The sequence below is a fragment of the Devosia sp. GW821-FHT12F11 genome, assembly GCF_058806655.1.
In genome coordinates this window covers 370,847-394,222 of the sequence record NZ_JBXAPX010000005.1, presented here as the reverse complement: position 1 = coordinate 394,222, position 23,376 = coordinate 370,847, and the positions used below count along the sequence as shown (strand labels likewise).

General features: G+C 65.6%; 26 protein-coding genes. 16 read left to right on the top strand and 10 right to left on the bottom strand.

Going from position 1 to position 23,376, the window contains the following annotated elements; genetic code table 11:
• Positions 1–15: 15 nt before the first annotated feature.
• The 3 genes from xdhB to uraH all read right to left on the bottom strand — a co-directional run bounded on the left by xdhB (position 16) and on the right by uraH (position 4,481).
• Complete coding sequence (gene xdhB / locus AC1ROK_RS17375) at positions 16–2,343, bottom strand: xanthine dehydrogenase molybdopterin binding subunit (RefSeq protein ID WP_492849152.1); 2,328 nt, start codon at positions 2,341–2,343, stop codon at positions 16–18.
• A 160-nt stretch (positions 2,344–2,503) separates the two neighbouring features.
• Positions 2,504–3,967 carry a xanthine dehydrogenase small subunit gene (gene xdhA, locus AC1ROK_RS17370; protein WP_492849150.1) on the bottom strand — a complete coding sequence of 488 codons (1,464 nt, stop codon included), beginning with the start codon at positions 3,965–3,967 and terminating at the stop codon, positions 2,504–2,506.
• A 157-nt stretch (positions 3,968–4,124) separates the two neighbouring features.
• Positions 4,125–4,481, bottom strand: a complete 357-nt coding sequence (gene uraH, locus AC1ROK_RS17365; protein WP_055045445.1) for a hydroxyisourate hydrolase — start codon at positions 4,479–4,481, stop codon at positions 4,125–4,127.
• Between the two features lie 212 nt (positions 4,482–4,693).
• Between uraH and puuE the strand changes: the two genes are divergently transcribed.
• From puuE to AC1ROK_RS17330, 7 genes are all read left to right on the top strand, one after another.
• Positions 4,694–6,112, top strand: coding sequence for an allantoinase PuuE (puuE, locus tag AC1ROK_RS17360; protein ID WP_492849148.1), 1,419 nt, complete (start codon positions 4,694–4,696; stop codon positions 6,110–6,112).
• Positions 6,113–6,335: 223 nt separating this feature from the next.
• Positions 6,336–6,692, top strand: a complete 357-nt coding sequence (locus AC1ROK_RS17355) for an ArsR/SmtB family transcription factor (protein ID WP_492849146.1) — start codon at positions 6,336–6,338, stop codon at positions 6,690–6,692.
• A 27-nt stretch (positions 6,693–6,719) separates the two neighbouring features.
• On the top strand, positions 6,720–7,202 hold the full coding sequence (locus AC1ROK_RS17350) for an SRPBCC domain-containing protein (protein WP_492849144.1): 483 nt from the start codon (positions 6,720–6,722) through the stop codon (positions 7,200–7,202).
• Between the two features lie 113 nt (positions 7,203–7,315).
• Positions 7,316–7,774, top strand: coding sequence for a VOC family protein (locus AC1ROK_RS17345; RefSeq protein WP_492849142.1), 459 nt, complete (start codon positions 7,316–7,318; stop codon positions 7,772–7,774).
• Positions 7,775–7,868: 94 nt separating this feature from the next.
• Positions 7,869–9,629, top strand: coding sequence for a serine hydrolase (locus tag AC1ROK_RS17340; protein ID WP_492849140.1), 1,761 nt, complete (start codon positions 7,869–7,871; stop codon positions 9,627–9,629).
• Between the two features lie 28 nt (positions 9,630–9,657).
• Entirely contained in the window at positions 9,658–10,368 is a 711-nt protein-coding gene (locus tag AC1ROK_RS17335) for a DNA alkylation repair protein (protein ID WP_492849138.1), read from the top strand.
• Entirely contained in the window at positions 10,365–10,829 is a 465-nt protein-coding gene (locus tag AC1ROK_RS17330) for an SRPBCC domain-containing protein (protein WP_492849136.1), read from the top strand. Before AC1ROK_RS17335 ends, AC1ROK_RS17330 begins: the two co-directional genes overlap by 4 nt.
• Positions 10,830–10,962: 133 nt before the next feature.
• Here the strand turns inward: AC1ROK_RS17330 and AC1ROK_RS17325 are convergent, their stop codons facing one another.
• From AC1ROK_RS17325 to AC1ROK_RS17315, 3 genes are all read right to left on the bottom strand, one after another.
• Positions 10,963–11,178, bottom strand: coding sequence for a hypothetical protein (locus tag AC1ROK_RS17325; protein ID WP_492849134.1), 216 nt, complete (start codon positions 11,176–11,178; stop codon positions 10,963–10,965).
• 3 nt (positions 11,179–11,181) lie between these two features.
• Positions 11,182–11,373 carry a hypothetical protein gene (locus AC1ROK_RS17320; protein WP_492849132.1) on the bottom strand — a complete coding sequence of 64 codons (192 nt, stop codon included), beginning with the start codon at positions 11,371–11,373 and terminating at the stop codon, positions 11,182–11,184.
• 70 nt (positions 11,374–11,443) lie between these two features.
• Positions 11,444–11,902 (bottom strand): SRPBCC family protein, encoded by a 459-nt coding sequence (locus AC1ROK_RS17315; protein ID WP_492849130.1) that lies wholly within the window; start codon positions 11,900–11,902, stop codon positions 11,444–11,446.
• Positions 11,903–11,949: 47 nt separating this feature from the next.
• On the opposite strand from AC1ROK_RS17315, the gene AC1ROK_RS17310 reads away from it, so the two are divergent.
• From AC1ROK_RS17310 to AC1ROK_RS17295, 4 genes are all read left to right on the top strand, one after another.
• Positions 11,950–12,273 (top strand): ArsR/SmtB family transcription factor, encoded by a 324-nt coding sequence (locus AC1ROK_RS17310; protein WP_492849128.1) that lies wholly within the window; start codon positions 11,950–11,952, stop codon positions 12,271–12,273.
• A gap of 94 nt (positions 12,274–12,367) precedes the next feature.
• On the top strand, positions 12,368–13,519 hold the full coding sequence (locus tag AC1ROK_RS17305; protein WP_492849126.1) for a DJ-1/PfpI family protein: 1,152 nt from the start codon (positions 12,368–12,370) through the stop codon (positions 13,517–13,519).
• A gap of 204 nt (positions 13,520–13,723) precedes the next feature.
• The gene (locus tag AC1ROK_RS17300) at positions 13,724–14,752 is read left to right on the top strand and encodes a GlxA family transcriptional regulator (protein WP_492849124.1); all 1,029 of its coding nucleotides are present in this window, start codon (positions 13,724–13,726) and stop codon (positions 14,750–14,752) included.
• A 65-nt stretch (positions 14,753–14,817) separates the two neighbouring features.
• Positions 14,818–15,639, top strand: a complete 822-nt coding sequence (locus tag AC1ROK_RS17295; RefSeq protein WP_492849122.1) for a bifunctional allantoicase/(S)-ureidoglycine aminohydrolase — start codon at positions 14,818–14,820, stop codon at positions 15,637–15,639.
• Here AC1ROK_RS17295 and AC1ROK_RS17290 read toward each other — a convergent pair.
• Positions 15,634–15,972 (bottom strand): hypothetical protein, encoded by a 339-nt coding sequence (locus AC1ROK_RS17290; protein WP_492849120.1) that lies wholly within the window; start codon positions 15,970–15,972, stop codon positions 15,634–15,636. The two genes, AC1ROK_RS17295 and AC1ROK_RS17290, sit on opposite strands and share 6 nt — an antisense overlap.
• Positions 15,973–16,109: 137 nt before the next feature.
• Here AC1ROK_RS17290 and AC1ROK_RS17285 point away from each other — a divergent pair, with 137 nt between their 5' ends.
• Positions 16,110–16,550 carry a cupin domain-containing protein gene (locus AC1ROK_RS17285; RefSeq protein ID WP_492849118.1) on the top strand — a complete coding sequence of 147 codons (441 nt, stop codon included), beginning with the start codon at positions 16,110–16,112 and terminating at the stop codon, positions 16,548–16,550.
• Positions 16,551–16,768: 218 nt separating this feature from the next.
• On the opposite strand, the gene AC1ROK_RS17280 is transcribed toward AC1ROK_RS17285, so the two are convergent.
• Positions 16,769–18,331: a winged helix-turn-helix domain-containing protein gene (locus tag AC1ROK_RS17280; RefSeq protein ID WP_492849116.1), complete on the bottom strand. Its 1,563-nt coding sequence runs from the start codon at positions 18,329–18,331 to the stop codon at positions 16,769–16,771.
• A gap of 244 nt (positions 18,332–18,575) precedes the next feature.
• Between AC1ROK_RS17280 and AC1ROK_RS17275 the strand changes: the two genes are divergently transcribed.
• From AC1ROK_RS17275 to AC1ROK_RS17265, 3 genes are all read left to right on the top strand, one after another.
• Positions 18,576–19,091, top strand: a complete 516-nt coding sequence (locus tag AC1ROK_RS17275) for an ureidoglycolate lyase (protein ID WP_492849114.1) — start codon at positions 18,576–18,578, stop codon at positions 19,089–19,091.
• A gap of 76 nt (positions 19,092–19,167) precedes the next feature.
• Positions 19,168–19,941 carry an META domain-containing protein gene (locus AC1ROK_RS17270; protein ID WP_492849112.1) on the top strand — a complete coding sequence of 258 codons (774 nt, stop codon included), beginning with the start codon at positions 19,168–19,170 and terminating at the stop codon, positions 19,939–19,941.
• A gap of 301 nt (positions 19,942–20,242) precedes the next feature.
• The gene (locus AC1ROK_RS17265) at positions 20,243–20,866 is read left to right on the top strand and encodes a nucleoside deaminase (protein ID WP_492849110.1); all 624 of its coding nucleotides are present in this window, start codon (positions 20,243–20,245) and stop codon (positions 20,864–20,866) included.
• A 182-nt stretch (positions 20,867–21,048) separates the two neighbouring features.
• Here AC1ROK_RS17265 and AC1ROK_RS17260 read toward each other — a convergent pair whose 3' ends face one another.
• Both AC1ROK_RS17260 and AC1ROK_RS17255 read right to left on the bottom strand, forming a co-directional pair.
• Positions 21,049–21,843: a phosphorylase family protein gene (locus tag AC1ROK_RS17260; RefSeq protein WP_492849108.1), complete on the bottom strand. Its 795-nt coding sequence runs from the start codon at positions 21,841–21,843 to the stop codon at positions 21,049–21,051.
• 64 nt (positions 21,844–21,907) lie between these two features.
• Positions 21,908–22,039 carry a hypothetical protein gene (locus AC1ROK_RS17255; RefSeq protein ID WP_492849106.1) on the bottom strand — a complete coding sequence of 44 codons (132 nt, stop codon included), beginning with the start codon at positions 22,037–22,039 and terminating at the stop codon, positions 21,908–21,910.
• A gap of 453 nt (positions 22,040–22,492) precedes the next feature.
• Here AC1ROK_RS17255 and AC1ROK_RS17250 point away from each other — a divergent pair, with 453 nt between their 5' ends.
• Positions 22,493–23,338 carry an intradiol ring-cleavage dioxygenase gene (locus AC1ROK_RS17250; protein ID WP_492849104.1) on the top strand — a complete coding sequence of 282 codons (846 nt, stop codon included), beginning with the start codon at positions 22,493–22,495 and terminating at the stop codon, positions 23,336–23,338.
• Positions 23,339–23,376 lie beyond the last annotated feature (38 nt).

The window sequence follows — 23,376 nt, the reverse complement described above, 5'->3', positions numbered from 1 at the left end:
CCACCCGCACCGTCATCACCCCTGCCTCGCCCGCCGCATCCGCTCGACCCCCATCAGCACCCGCTCGGGCGTTGCCGGCATGTCCAACTGCGGGGCGACCTTGTAATCCGCCACCGAGGCCACCGCCATCGACAGCGCCTCGACCACCGAATAGCCGAGCACCAGCGGCGGCTCGCCGACGGCCTTCGACCGCCCGATGGCCGGTTCCTTGTTGATGCTCCATTCGGCCAGCCGCACGTTGAAGATGCGCGGTACGTCCGAGGCGAGCGGGATCTTGTAGGTCGAGGGCGCGTGGGTGCGGAGCTGGCCCTTTTGGTCCCACCACAATTCCTCGGTGGTGAGCCAGCCCATGCCCTGGATGAAGCCGCCTTCCACCTGGCCGATATCGATCGCCGGGTTGAGCGAGCGGCCGACATCCTCGAGCACGTCGGAGCGATCGACCTGATACTCGCCGGTCAGCGTGTCGATGGTCACTTCCGACGCCGCCGCGCCATAGGCAAAATAATAGAACGGGTGGCCGCGCCCGGTGCTGCGATCCCAGTGGATTTTCGGCGTCTTGTAGAACCCGGCGGCAGAGAGTTGGACCCGGTTCATCCAACACGACGTCGCCAACTCATCGAACGGCACGAACTGCTGGCCGGCGCGGATCCCGCCGAACTCCCACTGCACGTCCTTGGGTTCGACCTCGTAGATGAACGCCGCATGCGCCGCCATCCGCGCCTTGATCTGGTTGGCCGCGTCGAGCGCCGCCATGCCGTTGAGATCGGTGCCGGAGGAGGCCGCGGTCGCCGAGGTGTTGGGCACCTTGCCGGTATTGCTGGCAGTGATCTGCACCCGCTCGACCGGCACGCCGAAGGCGTCCGCCACCACCTGCATCACCTTGATGTGCAGCCCCTGCCCCATCTCGGTGCCGCCATGGCTCAGGTGGATCGAGCCGTCGCGATAGACATGCACCAGCGCCCCGGCCTGGTTGTGCCAGGTGGCGGTGAACGAGATCCCGAACTTCACCGGCACCATGGCGATGCCCTTCTTCAAGACCTTGCTGGTCTTGTTGAATTCGAGAATGGCAGCGCGCCGCGCCTGGTAGTCCGAGCTCTCTTCGAGATCCTCGATCACCCGGTGGATGACATTGTCTTCCACCACCTGGTGGTAGGGCGTCACGTTGTTGCTGTCGGTGCCGTAGAAATTGGCCTTGCGGATCTCGAGCGGGTCCTTGCCCAGCGCATAGGCGATGTCCTCGATCCAGCGCTCGGCCGCGATGATCCCCTGCGGGCCGCCAAAGCCGCGGAAGGCGGTGTTCGACACGGTATTGGTGAACAGCGGCAGCGAGTTCACCTTAACTGTCGGGTACCAATAGGCGTTGTCGCAGTGGAACAGCGCCCGGTCGGTCACCGGGCCGGAGAGGTCGGCCGAGTAGCCCGAGCGCGCTGCATAGGTGGCGGTCACCGCCTGGATCTTGCCGTCGCTATTGTAGCCGACATCGTAGTCGACGACGAAATCGTGGCGCTTGCCGGTAATCTGGAAATCGTCGTCGCGGTCGGGGCGGATCTTCACCGCCTTGTTGAACTTCTTCGCCGCGACGGCCGCCACCACGGCGAACAGGTTGCCCTGGGTTTCCTTGCCGCCGAAGCCGCCGCCCATGCGGCGCATGTTCACCGTCACCGCGGCATGCGGCACGCCGAGCACCTGCGCCACCATCACCTGGATTTCGGTCGGGTGCTGGCTCGAGACCTGCAGCGTGATCTCGTCGTCCTCGCCCGGAATGGCGAGCGACGCCTGGCTTTCGAGGTAAAAATGCTCCTGCCCGCCGATCCGCACCCGGCCTCTCGCCCGGTGCTGCGAAGCGGCAAAGCCGGCCTCGACATCGCCGCGCTCGAGCTTCAGCGGCTCGGTAACGAGCTTGCCGCCGGCCGCCACCGCCGCATCGACGTCAGTGACATGCGGCAGCTCGCGATACTCGATCTTGGCGAGCTTGGCCGCTCGCCGCGCTGCTTCACGCGTCTGAGCGATCACTGCGAACAGCGGCTGGCCCCAGGTGACCACCCGGGTGGTGGCAAACACCGGCTCGTCATGCTTGTGCACCGAGCTCACGTCGTTCTCGGCCGGAATGTCCTCGGCCGTCAGCACCCCGACGACACCAGGCGCCGCCCGCACCGCATCAAGGTTCATCGACGCGATATCGGCATGCGCCTTGTTCGACAGGCCCAGATAGGCGTGCAGCGTGCCCTCGGGCTCGACCAGGTCATCGATGTAGTCGGCGCGGCCGGCCACCTGCTTGATGGCGGAGTCATGCTTGACCGAAACGTGCAACGGCGAGGTGGTGATGGGGGATTGCTTGTTCATGGCAAGCTCCGGTGCGTGGGCACCCCCCTCCCAGCCTCCCCCACAAGGGGGGAGGGGAAGAGTCGAGCGTGTGGCTGGATGGTGCCAAATCCTCCGGCGGGCACCTCCCCCCTTGTGGGGGAGGCTGGGAGGGGGGCGCCGCAGACATAGTAGCCGCGCATCATGCCACCTCCCTCGTCAGCCGCTCGCCCTCGCCCGTCGTCTCGAGGAAGAACCGCCGCAGGAGGTTCTGCGCCGCCAGCAGCCGGTACTCGGCCGAGGCGCGCATATCGGTGAGCGGCTGGTAATCCTCGGCGAACACCGGGATCGCCGCCTCGACCGTCGCGACGTTCCAGACCTTGCCCAACAGCGCCGCTTCCACCGCCTTGGCCCGCTTCGGCGTCGCCGCCATGCCGCCATAGGCGATGGTGATCGCGGCCACCTTGTCGCCTTCGAGCTTCAGCCGGAACGCCCCGCACAGCGCCGAGATGTCCTCGTCCTTGCGCTTGGTGATCTTGTAGCAGGCGAACTGTTCGCCTTCAGGCAGCGACGGGATGGTGACGCTCTCGACGAACTCGCCGGGCTGCCGATCCTGCTTGCCATAGGCAATGAAGAAATCCTCGAGCTTCACCTCGCGGCGCGTCTCGCCTTTCCTCAGTGTGATCGAAGCGCCGAGCGCTAGCAGCGGCGGCGGCGTGTCGCCGATCGGCGAGCCGTTGGCGATATTGGCGCCGATGGTGCCCATGTTGCGCACCTGCTGGCCGCCGATGCGCATCCAGAGTTCGCTCAGTTGCGGGAAGCGCCCGGTCACCGCCGCGGTGGCGTCCGAATAGGTCACCCCTGCCCCGAGCTTCAGTGCATCGCCGGTTTCTTCGATGCCGTGCAGCTCGGCGATATCGCCGATGAAGATCATCGGCCCGATATCGCGCATGAACTTGGTGACCCAAAGGCCGACATCGGTAGCGCCGGAGACCAGCGTGGCCCCGGGGTTGGCAGAGTAGACTTCAGCCAGATCGTCGGCCGAGGCCGGCACGATCACCCGGTCCTTGCCTTCGCCCAGCTCCACCCGCCGCCCGTCGCGCATCGCCTCGAGCCGCGCCTTGATGCGCTGCCGCTCGCTGACCAGCGGGTCGGCCACGACCTTGCCATAGGCCGAGATCGACCGGCCGGCCTTGATGATGGGGGTGTAGCCGGTGCAGCGGCAGAGGTTCCCCTGCAGCGCCACCTCGATGTCGTTCACCGAGGGGTCGGGGTTCCGCATCCACATGCCGTAGAGCGACATCACGATGCCCGGGGTGCAGAAGCCGCACTGGCTGCCGTGATGCTCGACCATCGCCTGCTGCACCGGGTGCAGCGGACCATTGGCGGCCGACAGGTGCTCGACCGTCACCACATGCGTCGCATCAAGCGAGCCGACGAAACAGATGCAGGCATTGACGGATTCGTAGACCAGCTCGCCCGAAGTCACTCGTCCCACAAGCACCGTGCAGGCGCCGCAATCTCCCTCGGCGCAGCCTTCCTTCGAGCCGGTCATGCGCCGATCAAGGCGGAGGAAATCGAGCAGTGTACGGGTCGCCGAAATCTCTTCCAGCACAACGTCCTGGTCGTTGAGGATGAACCGCAGCTGGTTGCGAACCTCAGTCACCGAAACTCTCCACTCACACCGGCGTCATTCCCGCGCAGGCGGGAAACTAGTGGGATAGCGCCTCCGACATTGAGTACGAGGCTCGCCCGGCACTGGGTTCCCGCCTTCGCGGGAATGACGCCGGTGGAACGTCGCTGAACCGTGGCTGTGCTCATCATCAGCTTCCCCGGTAGGTCGAGTATCCGTACGGCGAGACGAGCAGCGGCACGTGGTAATGCGCCGCCTCGCTCATCGTGAACCGCACCGGCACCGTGTCGAGGAACGGGTTTTCGAGTTCCACGCCAATCCGCTCGAAATACTGCCCCACATGGAAGATCAGCTCATAGCTGCCCAGGTGGAAGCGGTCGCCTTCCAGCAGCGGTTGGTCCACCCGCCCGTCGGCATTGGTGTGTCCGGACCATATATGGTGCGTATGGTCGCCATGTACCATGAGCAAGTCGAGCCGCATGCCGGCTGCCGGCTTGCCATGTGTGGTATCGAGTACGTGCGTCGTCAGGCGTGCTGAACCCGCCATAGTCTAAGTCCCTTCGCCCTGCCCGCCGGATCGCCCCCACGGCTACCGCTTGCCGTTAAGGCACAACCTCAAGATTGCCCGACTATTGAGCATATTCGCCTCCGTTCCAAGGGGGTGCGCGGCAGTTTTTTACCAACTGGTCCACTTTTGCCGGCCTTGCGTACCGGCGCAGGGCTCGTGATAAATCGGTGACCAACTATGAGGTGCCCACGATGCGTTATCCCCGGAACTTGCAGGGCTACGGCCCGAATCCGCCGGATGCGCAATGGCCCGGTGGCGCGCATATCGCGGTGCAGTTCGTCCTCAACTACGAGGAAGGCGGCGAGAACAATGTGCTGCATGGCGACGCGGCGTCCGAGGCCTTCCTCGTCGACGTGATCGGCGCCGTGCCGTGGCCCGGCAAGCGCCACTGGAATGTCGAGTCGATGTACGAGTACGGGGCCCGCGCCGGCTTCTGGCGCCTGCACCGGCTGTTCACCGGCTTGAACCTGCCGGTCACCGTCTATGGCGTCGCCACCGCACTGCAGCGCTCGCCCGAGCAGGTCAAGGCCATGCTCGATGCCGACTGGGAGATCGCCAGCCACGGGCTCAAGTGGATCGACTACAGGGATTACGACATCGAGCACGAGCGCGAGGACCTCCACGCCGCGATCAGGATGCATGCCGAAGTCACCGGCAGCCGCCCCACCGGCTGGTATTGCGGCCGCACCTCGGTGAACACCGTCGATCTCGCCAGCGAGGAAGGCGGCTTCACCTATGTCTCGGACACCTATGACGACGACCTGCCCTACTACCGCGAGCATTTCGGCAGCCCGCAGCTGATCATCCCCTATTCGCTCGCCACCAACGACATGCGCTTCACCACCGCCTCGGGCTTCGCCAATGGCGAGGAGTATTTCCAGCTGCTCAAGGACACATTCGACGTGCTCTACGAGGAGGGTAAGGCCGGCGCACCCAAGATGATGTCGCTGGGGCTGCACTGCCGGCTCGTCGGCATGCCCGGGCGCTTTGCCGGGTTGAAGCGCTTCGTCGATTACATCATGCAGAAGGAGAAGGTCTGGATCGCCAAGCGGATCGATATCGCCGAGCACTGGCTGAAGACGCACCCCTATGTGAAGCCGGAGATCGTCCCGTCGGAGCTGGCGCTCGACGATTTCACCCAGCTGTTCGGCAATGTGTTCGAGCACTCCGAGTGGGTGGCCGAGCGCGCCCACAAGCGCGAAATGGGCCCGGCTCACGATACCGCGACGGGCCTGCATGCCCTGATGAGCCAGGTGTTCCGCGCCGCCACGGATGCCGAGCGGCTGGCCGTGCTCAATGCCCACCCCGATCTCGCCGGCAAGCTTGCGGCGGCGAAGCGCCTCACCTCGGAATCGGAGTCCGAGCAGGCCTCGGCCGGGCTCGATGCGCTGACCGATGCCGAGCGCACGAGCTTCGGCGAAATGAACGCCGCCTATGTCGAGAAGTTCGGCTTCCCCTTCATCATCGCGGTGCGCGACAACACCAAAGCCCAGATCATGGCAGCGTTCGAAAAGCGCCTCGCCAATGACCGCGACACCGAATTCGCCACGGCCTGCCGGCAGGTGGAGCGGATCGCGGAACTGCGCATTGGGCAGATTCTGGGCGGCTAAGCCCAAGCAGACGGCCCCCTCCCATCCTCCCCCATGAAGGGGGAGGTGCCCCGCCGGTGTATTTGGCACGATCGAAGACAGAGCCTCGACTCTTCACCTCCCCCTTCATGGGGGAGGCCGGGAGGGGGCCGTCTCTATCAGTGTGCCCCCTCTGCACACCCCGCTTGACATCCCGCACAACATCAACCATAACCATATCGTTATATAGCGCACAGGTTATGAAATGCCCGCGACCCAGACCCAGCTCGATCTCACCTTTGCCGCCCTCGCCGATCCGACCCGGCGGGCGATCCTGGCGCGGCTGGCCGAGGGCGAGGCGTCGGTGAATGAGCTGGCGGCGCCGTTCGAGATGAGCCAGCCGGCCATTTCCAAGCACATCAAGGTGCTGGAGAACGCAGGCCTCGTCTCCCGCGGCAAGGATGCGCAGCGTCGCCCGGTGAAGATCGAGGCGCTGCCGCTGGCCGATGCGGTGGGTTGGCTCGAGAACTACCGCAAGTTCTGGGAACAGAGCTACCAGCGCCTCGACAACCTGCTCGACGAGTTGCAGCGCTTCGCCCCCAAGGGCGACAAGAAGAACTGATCGACAAGAAGACCAGAGGAGACGCCCATGCAGCCGCCTTTGACCATCACCCTGCCTTCGGACCGCGAGATCGTCGTCACCCGCACCTTCAGGGCGTCGGCCGACCTGGTGTTCGACTGCTGGACCGTCCCGGCGCTGATCCGCCGCTGGCTCGGGCCGGCCGACTGGGTGTTCGTCACCTGCGAGTTCGATGCGCGCGTCGGCGGCAAGTGGCGCTTCGTCACCAAGGGACCCGGCGGTTTCGAGATGGGTTCGTCCGGCGAGGTGCTGGAGATCAACCGCCCCGACTGGATCAAGACCAACGAGATCTACGACATGGATTGGACCGGCGGGCAGACCATCGTCACCAACCGCATCACCGAAGCCAATGGCATCGCCACCTCGGTGGTGACCATCCTCTACGCCAACAAGGAAGCGCGCGACGGCGCCCGGGCCACCCCGATGGCCGAGGGCATGGAGATGGGCTTCAAGCGCCTGGAAGAATTGCTGGCCGACATGCCGGCCTACTAGACGCCCGGGGCGCCGACCGCCCAAGGCCAGACCGACTTTCACTGCGACCACCCTGCCGCTGAAGCGTTCCGCTTCACGGACCGGGAGAACTCAACCCAAACGAGGAGACTGAAATGCCCAAGATCATGCCCTGCCTGTGGATCGACGACCGCATCGAAGAGATGGTCAACTTCTACATCGCGACCTTCAAGGACGGCGAAATCCACAAGGTCGACCACTATCCGGACGGCCGCATCATCACCATCACCTTCCGCCTCAAGGACCAGGAGTTCATGGCGCTCAACGGCGGCCCCGAGTTCAAGTTCACCGAGGCGATCTCCTTCACCGTCGATTGCGATGGCCAGCAGGAGGTCGACCATTACTGGAACACGCTGACCGCCGATGGCGGCGAGGAGAGCCAGTGCGGCTGGCTGAAGGACAAGTTCGGCCTCAGCTGGCAGATCGTCCCCAAGCAGTTGGGCGAAGCGCTGGCGGGCAGCGATCGCGCCGGCGCCGGCCGCGCCATGCAGGCCATGCTGCAGATGAAGAAGATCATCGTGGCCGACATCCAGAAGGCCTACGCCGGCAGCTAAGCCGGAGACCTCCCACCCTCACATCGCAAGGCCTTCCCCCGTGCGCCACCGGCGCGCGGCCGGGAGCGGCTTGCCGCAAACCTGGAGATCGCAAATGCGCCGCCGAACCTTCCTCCTCACCGTCAGTTCGCTGGTGCTGGCCTCGGCCCTACCGGCCATCAGCCAGCAACCGACCTTCGACCCCGCCGCCCTCGCCACGCTCAAGGGCAAGATCGAAGCCTCGATCGCCAAGGGCGACATGCCCGGCGCCGTCTGGCTGCTCGCCAAGGGCGACGAGGTGATCGTCGATACCGCGGGGAATACCGCCTATGAGGGCGGCGTGCCGATGCGCCGCGACACGATCTTCCGCATCGCCTCGGTCGGCAAGGCCGTCGGCACCGCGGCAGTAATGATGCTGGTCGAGGACAAGAAGCTCAGCCTCGACGAACCGGTCGATCGGCTGCTGCCCGAACTCGCCAACCGCCAGGTGCTGAAGGACCTGAAGGGCCCGATCACCGACACGGTGCCTTCAAGCCGCCCGATCCTGGTGCGCGACCTGATGAATTTCACGCTCGGCTTCGGCGTGCTGTTCGATCCGACTTTGCCGATCCAGCAGGCGATCGACGAGCGCCAGCTGGTCAACGGCCAGCCCGTGCCGGCGACGCCGTGGACGCCGGACGAGTGGATGGCCAAGTTCGCCGAACTGCCGCTGATGCACCAGCCGGGCGAGACCTGGATGTACAATACCGGTTCGCTCCTGCTCGGCGTGCTGATCGCCCGCGCCTCCGGCATGCCGCTCGAAGACTTCCTCGAGAGCCGCATCTTCGCCCCACTCGGCATGGTCGATACCGGCTTCTTCGTGCCGGCAGAAAAGCTCGACCGCTTCCAGCCGGCCTATTCGGTGAACTTCGCCACCAACGAGCAGTTTCTCGAGGACCCCGTCGAGGGCATCTGGAGCAAGCCGCCGAGCTTTCCCTCTGCGGCCGGCGGGCTGGTCTCGACGCTCGACGACTATCTCGCCTTCGCCCGCATGCTGCTCAACCGGGGCGAGTACAAGGGCACCCGCCTCCTGAGCGAAGCTTCGGTGGCCGAGATGACCCGTAACCAGCTGACGTCGGAGCAGAAGGAAGGCGCCGGCTTCGTCCCCGGCTTCTTCGACAAGGTCGGCTGGGGCTATGGCGTTCTGACCTACGATACGCCCGATGACATCACGCCCACGCCCGGCCGCTATGGCTGGGATGGCGGCTACGGCACCAGTTGGGCCAACGACCCGGCCACTGGACTGATCGGGCTGATGTTCACCCAGTCGGTGCAGTACTACATCGCTTCCAACCAGTTCCGCGACTTCTGGCGCGGCGCGTTCACCGCCATCGGCGCCGAAACCAAGGGAGTGTCCGACGTGCCCGAGCTCATCACCCACGACGTTTCAGTGACCCGCAGCTTCAAGGCATCCCCCGAACGCGCCTGGCGCGCCTGGACTGAAGATGCCGAGGTAATGAAGTGGTGGGGCCCGCGCCCCTGGACCAGCCCGGAGGCCCGCATGGACGTGCGCGAGGGCGGCTACTCGGTGGTGCTGATGCGCTCGCCCGAAGGGCACGACCTGTGGATGCGCTGGCAATACTCCAAGGTGATCCCCAACAAGCGGCTCGAATACGTCCAGAACCTCTCCGACAAGGACGGCAACCCGATCGATCCGACCAGCGTCGGCATGCCGGCGGAATTCCCGCGCGATGTTGCGACCGTGGTGACGCTGACGCCCAAGGGCGACGTTACCGAGGTCACCATCACCGAGCACACCACCACGTCCAGGCAGATGATGGATTACTCGCAGCTCGGCCTCGAGCAGGTTATGGATCAGATGGGCCAGACCTTCTGAGGGGGCAAGGTCTTCTGGGGGGAAGGGCATGGAACTCACAGCCGAAGCCATCCTCGCCCGGCTGCAGGCCATGCGGTCGGACGAGGAGCGGCGGAAATACCACCGCTACTTCGCCTTCGAGGACGATGCGGCCGACACCTTCATCGGCGTGCGCATGGGCGAGGTTTTCGCCCTCGCCAAACAATGCGTGCTGACCCCGCCTGCCGAGATCGAAAGGCTTATGGAGTCCGATGTCCACGAGGCCCGCGCCGCCGCGATGAGCATCATGGCCAAGCAATATCAGGCCAAGAAGACCACGCCCGAGCGCAAACAGGAGCTGTTCGATCTCTACCTGCGTCGCCACGATCGCATCAACAACTGGGACCTCGTCGATCTCGCCGCCTATTACGTGATCGGCCCGCATCTCCTCGATCGTCCGCGCGATGTGCTCTACCAGCTGGCGAAGTCGGAAAGCCCCTGGGAGCGGCGCACCGCCACCCTTGCCACCTTCTCGTTCATCCGCCGCGGCCAGCTCGACGACGCCTTCGCCATTGCCGAGCTGCTGCTCGATGACCCAGAGGATCTGGTGCACAAGGCCGTGGGCTGGATGCTGCGCACCACCGACGGCAACCGCCCGGCACTCAACGCTTTCCTCGACAGGCACGCGGCGCGCATGCCGCGCATCATGCTGCGCAACGCGCTCGAGCATTACGCGCCGGACGAACGGGCCCGCTACCTCGCCATGGGCAAAGCCAAGTGACCCGCGAACCGCTGCACATCACACTCGAGGGCGAACGCGCCATCCGCATGGTCCGCCGCTTCAAGGCGCCGCGCGATCTGGTGTTCGCCGCGCTCACCACCCCCGCCCTGCTGCGGCGCTGGTATGCCGAACTGGTCAGCGCCGAGCTCGACCTCCGCGTCGGTGGGGACTGGCGCATCGTCACCCGTCGCCCCGATGGACGCGAGATCGGCCAGCGCGGCACGTTCCGCGACATCGAGGCGCCGAGCCGCCTGGTGCAGACCGAACATTGGGAGGATTGGGACCCGGGTGAGGTACTGGTCACCACCGCACTGACCGAGGATGCCGGGGTGACCACCCTCGACGTACTCTCGGAATTCCCCAGTGGCGACGTACGCGAGCTGCTGGCGAAGGCCGGGATGAACGACGAGTCGGTGGCCCATTACGACCGGCTTGAGGATCTACTGGCTGAGTTGGGCTGAGGGGAAGCACGTTTGGAATAACTGTATCCTCTCCAAACCCACCGGCTGTCATCCCTGCGAAAGCAGGGATGACACCGAGTTTTTGGTGCTTGCAGTGGGCACCCACGCCACGGGTAGCGCAACGACCCAACCGTCAGTCACCACTACCGCCATCCCCGTCGGAATCCCCAAACGAGAACGCGCCACTGCCGCTGCTGTCGCTGCCACCTCGACGGGCGCGCGTCACCATGCTGCCGAACAGCCAGCCGAGGCCGATCAGCGCGATGACCGCGAGGACAGGCCAGAACGTCGCAAGAAATCCGTAGACCGGCTCACGGAACGACTGCTGAAAGTCGCGGAGCCAATCCATCGCTCAGTGGCCCGGGTAGCTGCCGTCGCGCTGCTCGTGGTGGGGCTCGCCATCTTCCCAGTCGATATCGGTATTCAGCTGGGGCTCGGCATGGCCGAGCAGGCGGTCGATCCACTGGCGCAGTGCCCGTCCGGCCTGTTCCATCTGAAGCGGGTCGATCAGGGGGCGCGGGTCATGGTGCGGTTGCGTTGCCATGCCCCGAATCTGCGCCCGATTCCTAAACTTTTTCTGACAGTCGGCAGGCGCCCCGCAAGGCGGCTGCTGTCTACTTGTAGAAGCCCTCGCGCAGGTTGAAGCCGTGCTCGAGATAGACCTTCATCGCGCACAGCATGCCGGTCCAGCCCTCGGTATTGCCGACACAGGCATCGAGCCCCTGCTGCGTCTCAGTCCAGCCCGCCTCGGTAATGGTCACGAGGGTGCGGCCGTCCTCGAGTGGGTCGAAGCTCATGGTTACGGTCGTCTCGCCGCTCGGGTCGGCTCCCGTCCCTTCCGCGGCGCCCCACCGGAGGACGATCCGTTTGTCGTCGACGACTTCGACCACGTGCACGGGAAAGGCTCCGGGGAAATCGGCAAAGTCCCAGGTGACGGTCGCGCCGGTGGTGAGCCGGCCCTTGGCGCCACCGGTGGTGAAGTAGCCGGAGAGCTTTGCCGGGTCGGCCACGGCTTCGAACACTTCGTGCACCGGCCTGGCGATCCGCCCCGACACTTTCAGCTTCACATCCATGACGTTTCTCCCTTGTGCTTCCGGCCATTATGTTATAAAAATATAACATGTCAAGCGACGACGAAAACGACAGAATCTTCAAGGCTCTGGGGAACCGGGTGCGCCGCAATATGCTCGACCGCTTGAAGGATAACCCTGCGACAACCGGGGCGCTCTGCGACGCCTTCCCCGAGCTCGACCGCTGCACGGTGATGCAGCACCTCAAGGTGCTGGAAGAGGCCGACCTGGTGATATCGAGACGCGACGGTCGCGAGCGCTGGAACCACCTCAACGCCATTCCGATCCAGCAGCTGCACGAGCGCTGGATCGGCGGCTACGCCGCCTACGCAGCGCAGGGCTTGCTGAAGCTGAAGCAGGGGTTGGAGGGCTGAACTGCCCTGCCCGGTTTGGCAGGAACTGCACGTCATTTGGCAAACGCCGTCGCCCGCCTGCCGTTAGCCTCCAGCACCAGAATGGAGGACCGACATGCGTAAGCGAGCCATCTTCATCGGTATCAGCGCCGTCCTGCTGGCGGCGCTGATCGTCACCCCGATCGTGCTGGCCCCGGGCGCGCCCGCCGCGGCCCCACCGCCAGCCGAACCGATAGCGGCGGATGAGCAGGCCGCAACCATTGCCGCCATGCGCCCCGCCCGCGCCACCGACCGGCCGGTGATCGCCATCATCGCCTGGAACCAGGCGACCGAGCTCTCCGACTTCTTTTCGGCCTATGGCGTGCTGAAGCGAGCCGATGTTGCCGAGGTCACCGTCGTAGCCGAGCGGGCCGAACCGGTGCAGCTCTACCCCGGGCCGAAGATCACCCCGGAAGCGACCATCGCCGATTTCGATGCCCAACACCCCGAGGGCGCCGACTACGTCGTCGTTCCCGCCATGGACCCCGGCACCGACCAGGTGATCGCCGATTGGCTGGTCGCCCAGCATAGCAAGGGCGCCAAAATCATCTCGATCTGCAACGGCTCGCGCATGATCGGCTTTGCCGGCCTGCTCGATGGCCGCCGCGCCACCGGGCACTGGAGCGCCGTCGCCGAGCTGCGCCAGAAGCACCCGACCATGACCTTCGTCCCCGATCGCCGCTATGTCGTCGACGACGGCGTTGCCACCTCCACCGGCATCACCGCCAACATCCCGATCATGCTGGCTTTGGTCGAGGCCATTGGCGGGCGGGCCGTCGCCGAGCGCACCGCTGCCGAACTTGGCGTCGCCAGCTGGGACGCTCGGCACCGCTCGGCTGGGTTCGAACTCACTCTCGAGCACAAGAAGACCTTCATTCGCAACGCCCTGACCTTCTGGCGGCGCGAAACCGTCGGTATTCCGCTCGAGCAGGGCGTCGACGAGGTAGCGCTGGGGTTACTTGTCGACGCCTATGCCCGCACCAACCTCGCGAGCGTCGTGACGCTCGGGGCCGGCGGCGCGCCGGTCAGGAGCCGCCATGGCCTGATGATCCTCCCCGACCAGCCCAGCGAAAGCGCCCGCGTCGATCATATGCTGCCGCCGCCCCCCACCGAGGCGCCGGCCCAGACGCTGGAGAACGAGCTGCCGGTGGTCGCGGCCCGCTACGACCTGCCGACAGCGAAGATCGTCGCGCTGGTGATGGAGTATCCGTGGGCGGGTGGGCGTTAGGGGGGCCTGCGCAACTCTCCCCACTCACCGGGTGTCATCCCAGCGAAAGCTGGGATCCATCTGTCCGCTGGTGCAGGTGGCGAGTTGGGTCCCAGCTTTCGCTGGGATGACACCGGTGGGGGAGGTGAGCCCGTGGTCGGCAGCGGACCGTCTGCCCTCTTACCCGCGTTTCCAACCATCCCTGTCCCGCACTAGGATGAACCCATGCCGGCACCCGCACCTTTGCCCCCGAACCACAGCGCCACCCGCCGTATCGCAATCGTCGGTTATGAGGGCTTCCAGCTGCTCGACGTGACCGGCCCCGCAGAAGTGTTCACCAAGGCCAATGACTTCATGCCTGATCTCGCCGCGAGCCCGCTGCGCTACGAGATCGTGGTGGCGAGCCCGGCCGGCGGCACCATCACCTCGAGCTCCGGCCTCTCGCTCGCCGGCACCGTGCCGCTCGAGGCGCTCGGGCCCGATATCGATACCCTGTTGATCTCAGGCGGCCCCGAGGGCCCGGTGCGCCGCGCTGCCGAAGACACCGCCCTGCTCCCCTGGCTCGCCGCCCATGCGCCCGGCATCCGGCGGGTCGCCAGCATCTGCACCGGCGCCTTCCTGCTGGGCGCCTGCGGCCTGCTCGACGGGCGGCGCGCCACCACGCACTGGTCCTCCACCCGCCTGCTTGAAACCCTGCTGCCGCGCACCGAAGTGGTGCCCGATGCGATCTTTGTCGGCGATGGCCACATCTTCACCTCGGCCGGCGTCACCGCCGGCATCGACCTGGCGCTTGCCTTCGTCGAATACGATTGCGGGCCACAGGTGGCGCTGAGGACCGCCCGCGAGCTGGTGCTCTACCTGCGCCGCGTCGGTGGCCAGTCGCAGTTTTCCAGCAGCCTTGCGGCACAGGCGAACACCGGCGACGGGTTGCAGTCGCTGGTCACCTGGATCGCCGGCAACCCCGAGGCCGACCTCAGCGTCGCCGTGCTGGCCGATCGCGCCATCATGAGCGAGCGCACCTTCGCCCGCAGCTTCCGCGCCGAGACCGGCATGACCCCGGCCCGCTATGTCGAGCTGGTTCGTCTCGATCGCGCCAAGCAGCTTCTGGAATCGACGCGCTGGCCGCTGGCCCGCATCGCCGAGCGGGCCGGGCTCGGCAGCGCTTCAACGCTGTCGCGGGCCTTCCGCAAGCATCTGGGCACCACGCCCGAAAGCTATCGCGAGCGCTTCCGCATCGAGGGCAGCCGGCGCTGACACCCACTGTGCCTGCATCGGCTTTCGCGCTAAGAGCACTGACCTCTCACGTTCACTGAAGTCCGATGGCCCCCACCACCTATGCCGGCCCAATTGCCGGCCTGCCCGACCAGACCGCCCTCCATACCGGCCGCGCCGTGTTCACCGAGGCCTATGCGGTGATTCCGCGTGGCGTCATGCGGGACATCGTGACCAGCTACCTGCCGCACTGGAAGGACACCCGGGCCTGGGTCATCGCCCGTCCGATGACCGGTTTCTCGGAGACCTTCTCGCAGTACATCGTCGAGGTGTTTCCCGGCGGCGGCAGCGACAAGCCGGAGCCCGATGCCGGCGCCGAGGGCGTGCTGTTCGTCGTCGACGGACAGGCGACGCTCACCCTTGATGGCAAGACCCACCTGCTGAAGGCCGGCGGCTACGCCTTCCTGCCGCCCGGCACGCGCTGGGCGCTGCACAACAAATCCACTGCACCCGTGCGCTTCCACTGGGTACGCAAGCGCTACGAGGCGGTCGAGGGCATCGACATACCGGCTGCGTTCGTTGCCAACGAGCAGGACGAGCCCATCATCTGGATGCCCGGCACCGATAGCCGCTGGGGCACCACCCGCTTCGTCGACCCCACAGATGTTCGTCACGACATGCACGTCAACATCGTGACGCTCGAGCCCGGCGCAGTCATTCCGTTCGAGGAAACCCATGTCATGGAGCACGGCCTCTACGTGCTCGAGGGCAAGGCGGTGTACCGGCTCAACCGCGACTGGGTGGAAGTCGAGGCCGGCGATTTCATGTGGCTGCGCGCCTTCTGCCCGCAGGCCTGCTACGCCGGCCCCAACCGCTTCCGCTACCTGCTCTACAAGGACGTCAACCGGCACGCCAAGCTCGACCTATAGGTCGCGCGGCCCCGTTACGTTGATCGCGGCAAGCACTTCGTCGAGTTCGTCGAGCGTTGCATCGACTCGATAATCGGGCGCCAGCCGGCTTGTCGCTGATAGAAGGTAATCTCGGCCTGCACCGACCTCACCCTTCAGCTCTCCAAGTCGCTTCAGCGCTAGGTCGTGCTCGTCCGAGCCAACCGGATGCACGGCCAACTGCGCCACGAGGTAGGTGGCACGCAGGTGCCAGCCTTCGATGTAACGCTGAAATGGCTGGGTGATCTCGGAGATCGCATTTCGAAACAGCGCATCGGTGAGGCCGGCTGGGGCAAGTTGAATCTGATTGTGCATTTTCATACCTAAGTCACGAGCCCGACAACGCTTTCGTCGCAGCTTGGTTCACGACAGCACGCAGAAATTTGCTTGCGGCCATCGGTAGCGGCGGCCATCGTCATCGGCATCCTCGCGACAGGGAGAACGCGATTCAGATGACACGATTGAGAATGCTGGCCGTACTGGCCATGCTGGCCTCACCGGCGCTGGCCGAAGATCTGACGCCGCAGAGCTACCAGAACCTGCTCACTCCGCTGGTGCAGGGCGGCAGCGATGTGCTCGGCGCGCCGCTCGCCTACCCCGCGGGGACGCCGAACGTCACTTCGGCGATCGTCACCGTGCCGCCGGGCGGCGAGACCGGCTGGCACGAGCACGAAGTGCCGCTCTTCGCCTATATCCTAGAAGGCGAGCTGACCGTGGATTATGGCAGCAAAGGCAAGAAGACTTACCGCACCGGCGAAGCCGTGCTCGAAGCGGTTGGCTGGCCGCATAACGGCGTCAATACCGGCACCGTGCCGATGAAGCTGGTGGCGGTCTATATGGGCGGCGGCACTGCCGCCAACACCATCAAGGTCGACGCCGCGGCCAGCAAATAATCCGGCAACAGTCGTCGCCTACCGTTTGCCCCGCGAAGCAATTCGCCTCAGGGAGAACGCCATGGCCGACCGGTTGCCACCAGTGCCTCCAGCCCGACGCCCCGGCGTCGGCAGTGGCCCCGCAATGGCAGCACTCGTGACCCTGTCGGCCTGCAGTGCACAGGGCGCAGGTCCACGAGTCGACCTCGCACAGCTGACGACCCCGGTGGCGGCGGTCGTCAGCCCCCTGCTGCAGGCTCCAGCAGCGCCCTGATGCGCGGCGGCACCACATCCGGCCCGTAGGTCTGCTGCAGGCGCTGCGCCAACGCGCGCAACACGTTGCCCTGATGGCGCAGATCCTCGTACTGCCGGACCGAGGTCATGAAGATATACTCGAGCGTCCGGGTCGCCCCCTCCGGCCCGAGGCTGCTGATGAAGGCCTGGCCCGGGGGGGACAGCGGCTCATCGGCCGGAACGCAGAACGGCGCCACCGTGATCAGAGTTTGCGGCGAAGCCTCGTGCAACTGCTGCAGCGTGGCGCGGAGGCCTTTGCGATCCTCTGCCGCAAGCTTGCCGCCGCAGAGCACCACGAGGGTATAGATCCAGAACTCGGTGCCGTATTCGGCCATTTCGGCAGCACGTTCGAGCAGGTCGATCCCCTCCGCGAGCCGGCCGCGCATCAGCCGCGCCTGCCCCAGAATGGCGAACGAAGCGGCGAACGCTGTGCTGGCCTCGAACGCCTCCTCGGCCAGCCGCTCCGCCATGGCCGTATGTCCGCGGGCGACGAACAGCAGCAGCTTTGCCACCGATAGCTTCAGCATCGGGTTATCGGCGACTGCGGGCAATGCGCTCAGCGCCGCGGCCTCGATCTCGTCTTCGATCGCGTTCCGCTCGGCGCCCGGCGAACTCTGGCCGTCCGATCCCATGATCGCCTGCACGTAAAGGCTGAGCCCCCACATCAACCGCACCACCGGATCGTCCGGGTTGGCGGCGAGGCTCGCCCGCACCTGCTCGATGCCCTCGAGCCAGCTGCGCGTGTCCGCGGTCAACAGCCGCCCGGCTTCGTGCATCGCCACATAGAGCGGCGGCGTTGCTGCGGCCGGTGCGTCCATCATCCCGAGCGCCTGCCGATGCCAGATCAGCGAGCGGAACTGCTGCACCACGCCGGCCACCAGCGCCGTGACCTCATCGGGCGCTGCAACGGCCAGCCGCGACATGCCGATGACGCCGCCGCCCGGCATCTGCCGCAGCACCAGGGCGCATTGCAGCGCCTCGTCCGTCGGAAACACGCTGACTTCGAGGCTGAAGCGCGTCCGGGTCGGGCTTTTCGGAGAGAACTGTTCATCGAGGCGTACTGCCTCGTCCGGCGATGTTGCGGCATCGAGCTGTTGCACCAGCTCGCTCAGCATCCTCGCGGCCACCGGGGCGAATGCTCCGGCGCGCCCCATGCCATGCACCGGCCCGACCACCACCAGCGCATCGGCCGGCTCGGCAGGCTCGGCCACCCAGACATAGCCTTCGCCGTAGCGCGTGGCGATGAAGCGCGGCGACCGGGCCGGATCGCCCAGCTTGGCGCGCAGCCGGTTGATCAGGAAATCCACATTGCGGTCGGACGCGTCCGAGCCGACACCCGAGATGGCATCGAGCAGCGCATTCCGCGTCAGGAGTCGCTGCGGGTGCGCCATGAACGTCGAGAGCACCGTGCGTTCCGCGCGGGTGAAGGTGACCTCCCTGCCCCCCAGGTCTCGGGCCGAAAGCAAGTCCTCGTGGAAGACAAAACTGTTGAACTGATACTCTGCCATTATCGCCTTCAGTATTTCTCCGAACGGCAACATGGCGCACTCATCCGGGAAACGCCAGCCACCCCTGCGGCTTCTCCGGCATGTCACATCGTCGGGAGTGCATTAGGGAAAAGCCTGTCCCCGCGAAGGCGGCAATTACAGACTCTCCGCCTCGAAAGCATGACAAAATCAATAGCCTGCAGCGTTTCGGCGTTCATTGAAACGCCGAGACGCTTTAGACTCGGATCAATGAACGGGAGTCGAAATGACAGCCAGCCGGACCATCCACATCGAGCCGCTGACGCGTGAGGCCTATGCCCCCTTCGGGCAGGTGATCGAAACCGAGGGCGCGCACCATTATCCCATTAATGGCGGCATGACGGAGCGCTACCACGACCTCGCGAGGGTCGAACTGGGCGGCGTGCATGCCCGCCCGCTGGTCTCCATCGCGCGCGGCCAGCCCTACGAGCTGCCGCTGACGCTGAAGATGGTGGAGCGTCACCCGCTCGGCAGCCAGGCGTTCTATCCGCTGTCGCAGCGCCCGTTCCTCTCCATCGTCGCGCCCGATGAAGGTGGCGTTCCCGGGCTGCCGCGCGCCTTCCTTGCCGCCCCCGGTCAAGGCATCAATATGGCGATGAACACCTGGCATGCGGTGCTCACGCCACTGCGTGAAACCTCCGATTTCCTGATCATCGACCGGGGCGGCGACGGCAACAATCTGGAGGAATACTTCTTTGACGAGCCGTATTTGGTAGTGGCAACCGGCTCAATTCTTTACTGACTTGACGCCAGGGCGTCGCAACCGCGTTGCAATTGCTGCATAATCTGGCGGCGCGGGCAGAAGGTGGAGGCATGACATGCGTATCGTAATAGCGATGGTGGCACTGTTGCTGGCATTGGCGAGCCCGGCGCTCGCCGCCAAAGTGACGCTGAAGGGCGACGTGACCTATCGCGAACGCATCGCGCTTCCCCCTGATGGCACGCTGTCGGTCTCGCTGATCGACCTTGCCGCGCCCGACCAGCCACGCGTTTCCGCCAAGGCGCCGATCTCCAGCCCCGGCCAGGTGCCGCTGACCTTCACCCTCAACTTCGATGACGCCGTCATCGTCGCCGGCCACAGTTATGCGCTGATCGCCGAGATCGCCGGCCCGGATGCCGTGTGGTTCCGCAATGCCGAGCCCTACGCGCTCGACCCACTGGCTCCGGCCGCCCCGATCCTGATCATCGTCAACATCGTGCCGCAGGAAGCACCGGTCCCGACGCCCGAGCCGGTGGTCGCGCCGGCGCCCTCGCCGATCCTCGATATCACCTGGCAGGCTGAGACCATCGGCGGCGCTCCAGTCGCTCGCGGCATCGTTTCCTCGCTCTCCATCGCGTCGGACATGCGCGCCGGCGGCCGCGGCGGCTGCAACTCGTGGTTCGCCCAGGCCGAGGTCAACGCCGAGCGGCTGATCTTCAGCGCCGTCGCCGCAACCCGCATGGCCTGCGTCTCGGACGAAGCCACCAAGCAGGAAGACAGCTTCTTCGCTGCCCTCGCCGCCACCCGCTTCTGGCGCCTCGACAAGGACCACCTGATCCTCCTCGACGCCGGCGGCGTCGAACTCGCCAACCTCGGCAAGTCGCGGTTCTAGGCGGGCGCAGCAGTCGCCGTCCCCTCTCTCCTGAGGGGAGAAGGGTAGTGTAGCTAGGACCGTCGGGTCCGTAGCGAAACTAGGGTGAGGGGTTCAGCTTCACAGCGAACGCTCGCTGCACCGCTTCCCCCCTCAACCGGCGCTTCGCGCCACCTCCCGGCGAGGGCTATGCCCTCGTCCGGTTCCCCTGAGGGGAGAAGGGACAGAGCGACCTGCGATGAGCACGGCCAACAATCCGCAAACCCGGTTGACGTTGCCCGCGCCGCCCGACAGGCTCTGCGCACCCCAACCGGAGCCCCCTATGCATACGCCCGACCTGATTGCCCGCCTGCTCGATGTCATCGAGCTCGACCTGCTGCCCTTGACCAAGCGCGGTGTCGGTGGCGGCAACAAGCTGTTCGGGGCGGCGATCCTCAGGAAGTCCGACCTGTCGCTGGTCGTAGGCGAGACCAATAACGAGACCGAGAACCCGCTCTGGCACGGCGAAATGCACGCCATCAAGCGGTTCTACGAACTCCCGGCTGGCGAGCGCCCGGCGCCCAAGGATTGCCTGTTCCTCGCCACGCACGAGCCCTGCTCGCTCTGCCTCTCCGGCATCACCTGGTCGGGCTTCGACAATTTCTACTACCTGTTCAGCTACGAGGACACGCGCGACAGTTTTGGCATCCCGCACGACATCCGCATCCTCCGGGAAGTCTATGCCGTGCCCGACCCGGATCGCGATTTCGTCCCCGAGGATCGGCCGCTCTACAACCGCAGGAACGCGTTCTTTCAGAGCCACGATATCCAGCAGATGATCGCCGGCATCGACCGCTCGTCGCGCGAGCTGCTGGTGGCGCGGGTCGACGAGCTCAACGCCGCCTACAACGACCTGTCGGCCGCCTACCAGAAAGACAAGGGCAAGAAGGGCATCCCGCTGAGCTGAGACAGCTCTGGGCCAAAGCTCATCTGCTTATGCACAAAGCCCGCCTCCCCACCGGATGTCATCCCGGCGAAAGCCGGGACCCAACTCTCAACGGGCGCGGGCTGCGAGATGGGTCCCTGCTTTCGCAGGGATGACACCGAGCGGGGTGACAGATCGTGCAGCCCAGCAGCCAGTGATCCGGCTCAGAGCCTTGGCGCCAGCTGCTCGATGTAGAACGAGACGACGTCGCCGGTCCGCTCCAGCGGGTTGAAGCCCTCGCTGGCGCCCGACAGCATGGTCGAGAGCGTGCTTTCGGAACCGGCGCCCGGCTCGGCACTCACCACGTCGGAAATCACCCCGCACTGGATGGTCCGCATCCGCCTTCCTTCGGCATTGGTACGCGAGGCGGCGAACAGGTGGCTCGAATCGAGGTTGACGATGTCGCAACCCTCACCCCGAAAACCCTCGAGCATGGCATCGTTCTCGCGATAGATCGCGTCGCCGGTCGCCGCCCGCACTGCGGTGATGGCACCCGGCCACTTTTCGAGGATCAGCGTCTTGAGCCCGGCATCGGCGGCAACCACCGGATCGCCCGTGTAGTGCCGCGTCGTGCCGTCGGCGGCGAAGGCGTCCTCGACCAGGTAGAAATCGCCCATCCTGAGGCCCTTGGTGCCGAGCCCGCCGGCAAGACCATAGGCGAGGATCGCCTCGATCCCGTAATAGGCCAGCTCTTCGACCGTCGAAGCCGAGACCGGGCCACCATAGACATGCGCCAGCGACAGATAGCGCTGACCCGCGTGCTGAAGGATGCGCACGCTGTCCGGGCTGACATGGATGAAATGCTGGTCGCTGACCCGCTGCGGGCTATAGCGCTCGAGCCGCGAGGGCGGCGGGCAATAGCCGATGAGCGCCACCCGGATGCCGCCGAACACGTCGCCGCCGAAGCGCTGGCCGACCAGGCTCTGCGGCGTCAGGTGCGGCGCCTTCGTTTCGACCATGACGCTCTCCTCCCGATCCCAGGCGGCCGGAAGGTGTCATCTCGGGCTTGAATGGTAAAGGGCTCTAGACCAGCACCACGCTGGCGGCAGCGAAGGCCAGCACGGCGAGCGCCGTGGCGAAGAGGACGAGCAGCAGAATCTGGGTGCCGCTGTTCATGCCGGCCGGCCGGTGGCCGTGCTGGTGGTCGCGGTTCACGTTTCGCCTCAGCCGAGATCGGCGAGCTGGGTGGCCGGCGCGGTTTCCACCGGCAGGGCAGAGGCCGCGATCGTGAGGGTGGCCATCGACATCACGAACAGAGCAACGAGAGTGAGCTTGAGCATTTTGGCCCCCCAAGGGCGATGCCGGCACGGGCCAGCGGTTCATCTTGAGGGCAATAATGCGGCACGGCGTTTGAACGTTCCCGGAATCCGGCGTTTATCTGCCGTTCAGGAACGTCCGGTTCCGCCATATTTCCAGGGTTTCCTCTGTCCAAGACGTAATGCAGCTCTCCAACTTGTAACTGAGGGATTGCCCGACGCTTTCCTACATCGGGCTGGTACCGCGGGCATTTCGCCGCTTCGGCGAAATGCGCCAGTTCCTAGTAGTCGCGCTTTCGAACCGGAAGGGTCCGCAACCTTTCCTGAAAACGCTCCAACCGGAGACGAACCGATGCCAAGTCCGCTAACTCGCCGCGACGCCCTGCGCCTCGTCGCCGTCACCGCCGCCGGCGGCGCGCTGATGACTCAAAAGGCCTTTGCCCAGGAAGCCAGCGCCGAAACCACCACCGGCCTGATGCCCGGCGCCGATGTCTGCGTGCTCACCCCCGAGGTGACCGAAGGCCCCTATTACTTCGATCCGTCGCTGGAGCGCGCCGATATCACCGAGGGCACGCAGACCGGGGTCGCGACCACCGTGCGGCTGCAGATCGTCGATGGCAGCTGCAAGCCGATCGAAGGCGCTCGCGTCGATATCTGGCACTGCAATGCCGAAGGGCTCTATTCGGGCTATGCCAACCAGACCGGCGGGCTCGACACCACGGGCCAGACGTTCCTGCGCGGCACCCAATTCGCCGGCGCCACCGGCATCGTCGAGTTCCAGACCATCTATCCGGGCTGGTATGCCGGCCGCACCACCCACATCCACTTCAAGGTGTTCCTCGACGAGAAAACCGTGCTGACCGGGCAACTGTTCTTTCCCGACGCGCTGAGCCAGTTCATCTACCAGAACGTGCAGCCCTATACGTCGCACGGCCACGACCGTGACGTGCTCAACGCCAACGACAATATCGCGAGCCAGGCCACCCGCGCCTCGTTCGCCTATGTGAAGGAACTCGAGGAGCGCTACCTCGTCGCCATGATCGTCGGCGTCGACCCCGCGGCCGAGTCCGCCACCGGCTTCAGCGGCGCTGCCGGTGGTGGCGAGCCCCCGAGTGGCCCACCGCCGGACGGCGCCATGAGCGCCCCCTCGACCGAGACCAGCGTCAGCCTGGTGCCGGGGATCAAGGACATCCGATAAGCAAAGGGCGGCCCAAAGGACCGCCCTGTCTTTGTTCT